Annotated in this window: 7 protein-coding genes and 1 rRNA gene; 5 read left to right on the top strand and 3 right to left on the bottom strand. The window is 69.0% G+C overall.

Annotation, left to right across the window (positions count from 1 at the left end):
• Window positions 1-136: 136 nt before the first annotated feature.
• The 4 genes from plsX to ETD86_RS49585 all read left to right on the top strand — a co-directional run bounded on the left by plsX (window position 137) and on the right by ETD86_RS49585 (window position 6842).
• Window positions 137-1156 (top strand): phosphate acyltransferase PlsX, encoded by a 1020-nt coding sequence (gene plsX, locus ETD86_RS49600; protein ID WP_138673582.1) that lies wholly within the window; start codon window positions 137-139, stop codon window positions 1154-1156.
• Between the two features lie 87 nt (window positions 1157-1243).
• The gene (locus tag ETD86_RS49595; RefSeq protein ID WP_246149445.1) at window positions 1244-3664 is read left to right on the top strand and encodes an HAD-IC family P-type ATPase; all 2421 of its coding nucleotides are present in this window, start codon (window positions 1244-1246) and stop codon (window positions 3662-3664) included.
• Window positions 3661-5388, top strand: a complete 1728-nt coding sequence (argS, locus tag ETD86_RS49590; protein WP_138673580.1) for an arginine--tRNA ligase — start codon at window positions 3661-3663, stop codon at window positions 5386-5388. Before ETD86_RS49595 ends, argS begins: the two co-directional genes overlap by 4 nt.
• A 140-nt stretch (window positions 5389-5528) precedes the next feature.
• Window positions 5529-6842, top strand: a complete 1314-nt coding sequence (locus tag ETD86_RS49585; RefSeq protein WP_246149444.1) for a hypothetical protein — start codon at window positions 5529-5531, stop codon at window positions 6840-6842.
• Between the two features lie 780 nt (window positions 6843-7622).
• Here ETD86_RS49585 and ETD86_RS49580 read toward each other — a convergent pair.
• A complete protein-coding gene (locus ETD86_RS49580; RefSeq protein WP_138673579.1) occupies window positions 7623-8006 on the bottom strand; it encodes a cell division protein SepF in 384 nt (127 codons plus the stop codon).
• A 168-nt stretch (window positions 8007-8174) separates the two neighbouring features.
• On the opposite strand from ETD86_RS49580, the gene ETD86_RS49575 reads away from it, so the two are divergent.
• Window positions 8175-8939, top strand: a complete 765-nt coding sequence (locus tag ETD86_RS49575; protein WP_138673578.1) for a PhzF family phenazine biosynthesis protein — start codon at window positions 8175-8177, stop codon at window positions 8937-8939.
• Between the two features lie 287 nt (window positions 8940-9226).
• Here the strand turns inward: ETD86_RS49575 and ETD86_RS49570 are convergent, their stop codons facing one another.
• Complete coding sequence (locus ETD86_RS49570; protein ID WP_138673577.1) at window positions 9227-9565, bottom strand: VOC family protein; 339 nt, start codon at window positions 9563-9565, stop codon at window positions 9227-9229.
• A gap of 70 nt (window positions 9566-9635) precedes the next feature.
• Window positions 9636-9704 (bottom strand): 5S ribosomal RNA (gene rrf / locus ETD86_RS60450); the annotation flags it as partial.

Raw genomic sequence — 9704 nt, 5'->3', positions numbered from 1 at the left:
GGAAGGGGCGTTGGGGGGAACCAAGAGGGCTTACCCGCCGGTTAACCTGGCAGCTGCCTCGCCTACGATGCGGACATACCGAGCCCGTGTTCCGGCCAAGCCGTGACGGCGGGCTCGATGCCGCACGAGGTGATCATTGTCCGACAGCAAGCCCATCGCGCTGGACGCCATGGGCGGCGACCACGCACCGCACGAGATCGTGGCGGGTGCGGTGCACGCCGTGCGCGAGCGCGACCTGCCCATCGTGCTCGTCGGCTCTCCCCGCGTGCTCTACGAGGCGCTCGCCGACCATGACGCCACCAAGGAGGTCCCGATCGTACGGGCCGAGGAGGCGCTGGCGATGGACGAGGGGGCGCTGGCCAGCCTGCGCCGCCCCCGCTCCAGCATCGCGATCGCCTGCCACCTCGTACGCCGCGGCGACGCCAGCGCGGTCGTGTCTGCCGGCTCCACGGCCGGCGTCGTGGCCACGAGCAGACTGCGGCTCAAAACACAACAGGGTGTGCAGCGACCGGCGATAGCCGTCGCGCTCCCCACGCTCCCCCGCCCGACCCTCCTCGTGGACGCCGGCGCCAACGCCGACGTCAAGCCGGAGATGCTGGTGCAGTTCGCCCACCTGGGCACGGCCTATGCGGAGCTGGCCTACGGCATCACCCATCCCAGGGTCGGCCTGCTCACGATCGGGGCAGAGGCCGAGAAAGGCAACAAGCTCGTCAAGCGCGCCCACGAGCTGCTGCAGGGCTCCCCCGGCATCGACTTCGCCGGCAACGTGGAGGGCTACGACCTGCTGACCGGGAAGGTCGAGGTGATCGCGACCGACGGGTTCACCGGCAACGTGGCGTTGAAGACCATGGAAGGCGCGGTCCGGTACGCGTTCGCCGAGCTCAGGCAGACGATCGAGGACAGCAGGCTGGCCAGGCTGGGCGCGGCGCTGCAGCGCTCACGCCTGCGCGAGCTGCGCCGCCGCCTCGACGCGGAAGCGTACGGGGGTGCTGTGCTGCTCGGGCTGAACGGCACCGTCGTGATCGCTCACGGCTCCTCCAAGGCACCGGCGATCAGCGCGGCCTGTCAGCTCGCGGCCGATCTGTCAGCTCAAGGGATCGTGGCCGGAATCGGCGAGCGGGTAGCCGCCACACATCGCTCACACCGGCTGTGGTGACACCGTAGTCTGTGAGACCGATCCACAGATACAGGGGGTTATGTGGACGGGCTCACCTTAACGGTGGATGGGCTCACATCGGCGCAAGTGGCGGTCGCGAAGACCAACCACGTTCCGCGCCGGTCGAGCAGATCGTTCAGCGCGATCATCAGGGCGAACGTTCTCACCCTGTTCAACCTCGTCATCGGTGTGCTCTGGGCGTTGATCCTCATCTTCGGTGAGTGGCAGGACAGCCTGTTCGGACTGATCATCGTGGCCAACGCGTTGATCGGCATCGTCCAGGAGTTACGGGCCAAGCACACGCTCGACAAGCTCGCGGTGATCAACGAGGCGCCCGTACGGGTTCGGCGGGACGGCAGAGAGCAGGAGATCCAGCCGCACCAGGTGGTGCTCGGCGACCTGATCCTGCTCGGCCCCGGCGACCGCCTGCTGGTCGACGGCGAGGTGGTCCGGTCCGACGGGCTGGAGGTCGACGAGTCACTGCTGACCGGTGAGGCCGACCCCGTGCACAAGAACGCGGGCGACCAGGTCCTGTCGGGCAGCTTCGCGGTGGCGGGCTCGGGCACGTTCGTGGCCACGAAGGTCGGCACCGACGCGTACGCCGTTCAGCTCGCCGAGGAGGCCAGCAAATTCCACCTCGCGCACTCCGAGCTGCGTGCCGGCGTGGCGAACTTCATCAAGTACATCACCTGGCTGGTCATTCCGATCGGCGCTCTGCTGATCTACAGCCAGGTCCGCAACTCCGTCGACTTCGGCACCGCGATCACGGGTGCCGTCGCGGGCATCGTGACCATGATCCCCGAGGGTCTGGTGCTGATGACCTCGATCGCGTTCGCGGTCGGCGTCGTACGTCTGGGCCGGCACAAATGCCTGGTCCAGGAGTTGCCCGCGATCGAGGGCCTGGCCAGGGTGGACGTGCTCTGCCTGGACAAGACGGGCACCCTCACCGCCGGCGGCATGGATCTCGACGAGGTGCTGCCGCTACGTGACGACCAGCCGATCGACGCCGCGCTGGCCACCCTTTCCCACCTCGACCGGCGGCCGAACGCCACCGCCCAGGCCATCCGGGCACGCTACCCCGTCGCCGGTGACGGCTGGAGCGCCCGCGAGTCCGTACCGTTCTCCTCGGCACGCAAGTGGAGCGGCGCCGACTTCGGCGAGCGTGGCGTCTGGGTGCTCGGCGCCCCCGACGTCCTGCTGGACGGCGGGGAGGGGTACGACCGGGCCGCCGAGCTCACCGCCACCGGCACCCGTGTCCTGGCCCTCTGCCGCGCCGACCGGCTGCCGTCGGCGACCGGCGCTGCCCTGTCCACCGGCTCCGGGCGTGTGCCAGACCGCGCCCCTGCGGCAGGCGGAGAGCGAGCGGTGGACGGCGGGGTGGACGGCCCAGTGGACGGCGCGGTGGACGGCCCAGTGGACGGCGCGGTGGACGGCGGGCACGTGGCGCTGGAGGCCGTTGCGCTGGAGGCCGTTGCGCTCGTCACGCTCGAGCAGCGCATCAGGCCCGACGCCCACGAGACCCTCCGTTACTTCGCCGAACAAGGCGTGGCGGTCAAGGTCATCTCCGGCGACAGTCCGGACGCAGTGTCCGCGATCGCCACCAGGTTGGGCATCCCGGACGGCGATCGTGCGATCGACGCCAGGACCCTCCCTGACGACGACGAGGACAAGTTGGGCGAGATCCTCGACGCGTACGCGGTCTTCGGCCGGGTCAGCCCGCAACAGAAGCGCTCCTTCGTCGCCGCGCTCCAGGCCCGTGGCCACACGGTGGCCATGACCGGCGACGGGGTCAACGACGTGCTGGCGCTGAAGGACGCCGACCTGGGCATCGCGATGGGCGCGGGCAGCCCGGCGACGAAGGCGGTCGCGCAGGTGGTGCTGTTGGACGACAAGTTCGCGACGCTGCCGCACCTCGTGGACGAGGGCCGGCGGGTCCTGGCCAACATCGAACGGGTCTCCAGCCTGTTCCTCACCAAGACCTTCTACGCGATCGTGTTGTCGCTGGCCGTGGGCGTGGCCGGGGTGATGTTCCCGTTCGCGCCCCGCCACTCGACCCTGACGAACGCTCTGACCATCGGCATCCCGGTGTTGTTCCTCGCGCTCGCACCCGCTCTCGAGCGTCCCAAGCCCGGATTCGTGCCCCGCGTGCTGCGTTTCGCCGTGCCGGCGGGGGTGTTGTGCGCGGTGGCGGTGCTGGTGTCGTTCTGGGCCGCGCACAGCGGGACCTCCACCCTCGTCCAGGACCAGACCTCCGCGGTGATCACGCTGTTCCTCACCACGTGGTGGGTGCTCGTGCTGATCGCCAGACCGCTCAACTGGTGGCGGCTGGTGCTGGTCGGCGCCATGGCGGTGATGTTCGGGATCGGGTTGACGTTGCCGTTCGTCAGGACGTTCTTCGCGCTCGAACCGGGCGACATCGGCAACGATCTGACCGCCGTCGGCGTCTCGCTCGTGGCGGCCGCGGCGATCAGCATCGCGGTGAAGGTCGCCGGTACCCTTAGAACATGACCGACCCGCAGATAGTGCTCACCGAGCGCGTCCAGCAGGCGCTGGCACACGCGTTCGGCTCGGAGCACGCCGACGCAGATCCGCTGATCCGGCCTTCCCAGTTCGCCGACTTCCAGGCGAACGTCGCGCTGAGCCTGGGCAAGCGCCTGCGACGGGCACCGCGGGAGGTCGCCGAAGCGATCAAGGCGGAGCTGTCGGACTTCCCCGGCACGGTCGAGGTCAGCGGCCCCGGATTCCTCAACATCACGCTCGACGACACGTGGATCGCCTCCGAGGCCCAGCGCATGCTGGCGGACCCCCGGCTCGGCGTCGGCACGATCACGCCCGCGCAGACCGTGGTGGTCGACTACTCCGCGCCCAACGCGGCCAAGGAAATGCACGTCGGCCACCTGCGCACCACCATCGTCGGCGACTCGCTGGCGCGCCTGCACGAGCACCTCGGCAACACCGTGATCAGGCAGAACCATCTGGGCGACTGGGGCACGCCGTTCGGCATGCTCATCGAGCACCTGATCGACGTCGGTGAGGAGGCCGCGGTCGCGCAGCTCGAGGCCGGCATGGGGACGGAGTTCTACCAGGCGGCGCGGGTCAAGTTCGACGGTGACGAGGAGTTCAGGCAGCGCGCCCGCTCGCGGGTGACCACGCTGCAGGGCGGCGACCCCGCCACGATGCGGCTCTGGCACGTCTTCATGGACGCCACCGTCAGCTTTTTCAACAAGGTCTACGAGCTGCTCGGGGTCACGCTGACCGACGCCGACATCGCCGGCGAGAGCATGTACAACCCCATGCTGGACAAGACCTGCGACGACCTGGAGGCGTCCGGGACGGCGGTGATGAGCGAGGGCGCGCTGTGCGTGTTCCCGCCCGGTTTCACCGGTTCCGACGACAAGCCGCTGCCACTCATCATCAGGAAGAGCGACGGCGGCTACGGTTACGCCACCACGGACATGGCGGCCATCCGCTACCGCGTCCACGACCTCAAGGCCGACCGCATCCTCTACGTCGTGGGCAACGAGCAGACGCTGCACTTCAAGATGGTGTTCGCGGCGGCGAAGCAAGCGGGTTGGCTGCCCGACAATGTCTCGGCCGAGCACATCCAGATCGGCATGATGCTGGGCAAGGACGGGCGCCGGTTCAGGACCAGGTCCGGCGAGTCGGTCAAGCTGATGGACCTGCTGCAGGAGGCCATCGACCGGGCCACGGCGGCGATCTCCGACCGGGGGTACGACGAAGCCACTCGGAACGAGATCGCTCGCGCCGTCGGCATGGGCGCGGTGAAATATGCCGATTTGTCGGTCAGTCACGACAGCGAGTACATCCTCGACTTCGACCGCATGCTGGCCTTCACCGGCAACACCGGCCCCTACATGCAGTACGCGACGGCCAGGATCCGCTCCATCTTCCGCAAGGCCGGCATCCAGCCGGCCGACGCGACGGCCTCCATCGTGCTGGCCGCGCCCGCCGAACGCGCCCTCGGCCTCCACCTGCTGGGCTTCGGCGAGCTGATCGCGCAGGTCGCCGCCGGCTCCGAGCCGCACCGGCTGTGCAACTTCCTCTTCCAGACCGCCAGCCTGTTCAGCACCTTCTACGAGGACTGTCCAGTGGTGAAGGCGGGCGTCGACCCCGAGACCAGGGACCACCGGCTCGCCCTGTGCGCCCTGACGCTGCGCGTACTGGAGACGGGGCTCGACCTGCTGGGCGTTCCCGTCCCCGAGCGCATGTAAGAGACAGTTGGCTCAAAGCCCCCCGTTCCGTGTCGTGGGCGCGCCTCCACCGGGTTGGCGCGCCCCAACGGCTAGGCTTTACGCGGTCATGAACTGAGGCCGACATGGGGGAGTTCTCTGCCTTGAGCACGGACCTGACTGTGAGCCCCCAGGCAGCGACGGAGGTGCATCGTTACGCCGAGGCTCTGCTGGCGCACCTCGCCGCGAACGGCAGCGTGCCGCCCGCCGCACCGGGGTTCCGCGACGTACCTGGTTACTGGCTGCCCCCTGCCATCGAAGCACTGGCCGCCATCCTCGCCGGCGACGACCCGCTGGAGCCGCTGAGCCGGGCCGCCGGTCGCGACCAGCAGCGGACCGCGCTCTTCCTGTGCCTGGCGCTCGCGGTGTCCGGGCAGGGCAGCCGCATCCACGCCTCCTGGCTGGGCACCGCCTTCGGCGAGCTGTCACTCGACCGGCCGGTCACGCACGGCCAGCGCTCGTTGTGGCTGGCCGCCGCCAGAGGTGCGTACGGCCCCGCCGGCAAGATCTTCGTCCTCCGCAAGCTCGACGCCCTGGCCGTCCAGGAGCACGCCGACCCTGAGCAGTGGGTCCAGGCCCTGATCCCGGGGAAGACGACGGTCGTCGTGCCCCCCTCGCTGGTCGACTTCCCGGAGATGGCCGAGATCCCTGAGCTGGCCCGGCCGTCCATGGCCGCCGACCGCCTGGCCAGACTGCGTGGCCGGTGCGCGGAGATCACCTTGACGCGGCAGGCCGAGCACGACTCCACCGCCCCGCTCGACAACAGCTCGGGCAGCCCGGCCGTGAGCTGGGCCGAGGACGAGCCGCTCGCCGTGCTGCGCTCGCTGATCGGCTCCGGCGGCCCTGAAGGGCCGATGGCCTCGCTGGGCTCGCACCTGCTGGACGACCTGCGTCCCGGCGCCGACCCGCACCTGGCGGCGATCGCGTTGCACGTGGCGGCGCCGATCCTGCGTGGCGTGGCCGAGGAGCTCGAAGCCGACAGCCGGCTGGAGCCGCCTGCCACGCTCACCGTGCCACTGCTCGGTCACCGCATCCATCTGGCGCCCGAGGGCCCCGACCCGACCTCACTGGCGGCGGCGGAGCACGCGCTCCGCACCGAAGGGGTCGTGCCGCGACCCCTTCCGTGGGCGGCGGTGGTGCTGATCGTGACCGGGATCGCCTGCCTCGTCGGGGCGGTGCTGGCCAACAGCCTGCTCGCGGCAGCCGGCGTCACCATGATCGCTCTGGCCGGCTGGCAGCTGTGGCAGCGGCGCAAAATGATCCGAGCCGACGCCCAATTCGTGGGCGCCCAGGTCAGCGAGCTGAGGGAGCTGGCCGAGGGGGCGGTGTGGGCGCTCCACGCGTACGCCCGCGAATCGGACGCACGCGCAAAACAGGCCGCCGACGACGCCACCGAACTGACCCGCCTGATCCGTCGCGGCCCACGCGCCGCCTGATCGTTCGACCGGCAAGGACCGTGCTCACGAAGTGCAGCGTCCTACCTACGGCCACGCCACGCCTGACCTGGCGCAGTCTGGCCTGGCCCGGCAGTCTGGCCTGGCTTGGCGCAGTCTGGCCTGGGCCGTGTGCCTAGGCCGCCTGGCCTGGCCTTGCACAGGTCTGGCCTTGCACAGGTCTGGTCTGGCGCAGTCTGGTTGGGCGCAGTCTGGTCTGGCTGGATGACCGCTTCGCCCCCAGCAGAGTCAAGCCGGTCTCGCCCGGAACGGTGGTGGCCAGCGTCACACCTGGCCGAGCTCAGCAGCGCTCACATGGCGGTGGCCGACGGGCACGACGCTGCCAGGGGCGACATAGCCAGGGGCAACATGACCAGGGGGAATGATGCAGCGCAGGCCGTGAGCCGGGCGTGCGCCTGAGAAGGCGGTACCACTGGCCACCCCGCGCAGGGCGAGGGCAGCCCCGCTGCCAACGCTGAACCGGCCGAACGCCACCTCCGCTGGCCATTCTGGACCAGCTGAGCGCCGCCTTCGGGCCGGCACAGCCTGCCCATGTAGCTGAACGCGATCGCCGCTCACCACGGCGAGCCGGCCAGATGCGGTCCCTATGACCACGGAGATAGGCCGGCCCGAGCGCAGCCCCCCGTCGGCTGCCCCGATCCTCCGGCTGATCGCAATCGCCGGCTCACCACGCTGAACCGGCCCAAGCACAATCCACTGCCGCGGACACGCTGGAGGCGAGCCACCGAAGCGGCAGCCCGCGCAGCGCTCAGCAGGTGTCCTTTAGGTCGTCTCGATCTCCACGTGCGCCGGGGCGAGCAGGAAGACACGGTCGGCGATGCGCTCGATCCGCCCCTCGCACCCGAAGGCCAGCCCGGCGGCGAAGTCCACCATCCGCGTCGCCTCAGGCATCGCCATCCCGGAGACGTCCATGATCACCGTCTGGCCCTCACGGAAGTGCTGCCCGATCAACGGCGCGTCGTTGTACTTGAGCGGCTGGACCATGACGATGCGCGACGAGTCGACGTTCGCGCGCCACCGCCGGGCGGCCCGCTCGGTCGCGGGGACGTATTCGTCCTCGTAGTGCTCGTCGTCGTCATAGCCCTCGTCGTAGTGATCGACCCCGCTCAGGCCAAGGTAGCTCACCACCTTGCGCACTGCCCCCATCGGCTTGTCCTTTCCTCAGGAACTCACCGTAATCGGCACGTCCCTACACATTGGACGGTAACCGACGATTCCGCATTCGCCACGCGACACGCCCAGCCCTAATTCCATTTTGTACGGCTTGCAGCCCGCTTGCATCTGGATATCCGACCCCCGGATAGCATCGTCCACATGCGCATCTTCACCGTGGACGCCTTCACCGGCACAGCTTTCCAGGGTAATCCCGCGGCCGTCTGCCTGTTGGAGACTCCGGTTACTGACAGTTGGATGCAGAGCGTGGCGTCCGAGATGAACCTCTCCGAGACGGCCTTCCTCCTCGGCGATTCGCTCCGCTGGTTCACACCGGCGGTCGAGGTCACGCTCTGTGGTCACGCCACTCTGGCGACGGCCCATGTGCTCTATTCCACAGGAGCGACGACGGGGCAGCTCGAATTCAAGACGGCCAGCGGGACGCTTACCGTTAATCGTCTCCCTGACGAGATGATCACCATGAATTTTCCGGCCAAGGAGGTGACCCCCGCGCCGGTGCCCGACGGCCTGGAGAAAGCACTCGGCGTGACACCTGTGCGGGTCGGAAAAAGCCATCTCGACCTGCTGGTGGAGGTGGACTCGGAGGAAACGGTACGGTCCCTGGCCCCCGATATCACCGCTTTGACCGCCGTGGATGCGAGGGGCGTCATCGTCACCGCGCCGGGCATCGACACGGATTTCGTCTCCAGGTTCTTCGCCCCCAAGGTCGGCGTGCCCGAGGACCCGGTTACGGGGTCGGCCCACTGCGCGCTCTCACCGTATTGGTCAGCCCGCCTGGGTCGCGCCTCATTGGTCGGCGCCCAGCTGTCGAGGCGAGGCGGCCTGGTCCAGGTGACGCTGGACGGCGATCGCGTTCACCTGGCCGGCCGGGCCGTGACGGTCCTCTCCGGGACCCTGCAGGTCTGACATGGACCTCACTTTACGCGACTATGGGATCGCATAGAGTGGGACTCGTGCGCGTGGCCGTCATCGGCCTTGTCCGTGGCGGCCACCGCCGCTGCCGCCAAACCGGTTCATGGCGGCCCCCGCAGCACGCTCGTTGGCTTCGTGGCCGCCCCCGCACCGACACACGTCGGCTTCGTGGCCGCCGCACCCGTTGTGGGTTCATGGCGGCCACCGCACCGGGTCGCTGATTGCCGGCGGTGCACAAAGCGGCGCACGGTCATGCAGGTGTCCGCCCGAGGCGGAGTCTCTCACAGTGGAGCGCCGCCGAACCCGATCTCGTTCCCCTCCGGATCGCGGTACGTCGCCTTGCGCACCCCGTTGGAGTACGTCTCCCGCTCGGCTGGATCGAGTCCTCGCTCGGCGATCTGCGCGACGAGCGCGTCAAGGTCGTCAACGAAAATCGTGTGCATGGCATGGCCGGCGTGCTCAGGCCGCTGCTCGATGAATATGGATCGATGCTCCGCGAGCTCCCACACCGCCTCCACGTCGCTCACGACGAACGTCGGCGAGCCCAGCAGCCGTTCATACCATCCCAGGGCCGACGCATAATCGCTGACCGGTATCCCTGCATACATGTCGAGGGCCATGACGCAATCATACGCACAACGCAGAAAGGGCCCCGACCATGGCTGGTCGGGGCCCTCCCCATGAACGATTGTCCGGCGGTGACCTACTCTCCCACACCCTCCCGAGTGCAGTACCATCGGCGCAGAGAAGCTTAACTTC

It is taken from the genome of Nonomuraea turkmeniaca (assembly GCF_005889735.1).
Classification (GTDB): Bacteria; Actinomycetota; Actinomycetes; order Streptosporangiales; family Streptosporangiaceae; genus Nonomuraea; species Nonomuraea turkmeniaca.
The sequence above is the reverse complement of the archived record's forward strand: the minus strand, read 5'-3'. Positions and strand labels throughout refer to the sequence as shown.

Coding starts and splice junctions, on each gene's coding strand:
- argS (WP_138673580.1), top strand. CDS start 3,661: ATGACCGACCCGCAGATAGTGCTCACCGAGCGCGTCCAGCAGGCGCTG.
- ETD86_RS49575 (WP_138673578.1), top strand. CDS start 8,175: ATGCGCATCTTCACCGTGGACGCCTTCACCGGCACAGCTTTCCAGGGT.
- ETD86_RS49570 (WP_138673577.1), bottom strand. CDS start 9,565: ATGGCCCTCGACATGTATGCAGGGATACCGGTCAGCGATTATGCGTCG.
- ETD86_RS49580 (WP_138673579.1), bottom strand. CDS start 8,006: ATGGGGGCAGTGCGCAAGGTGGTGAGCTACCTTGGCCTGAGCGGGGTC.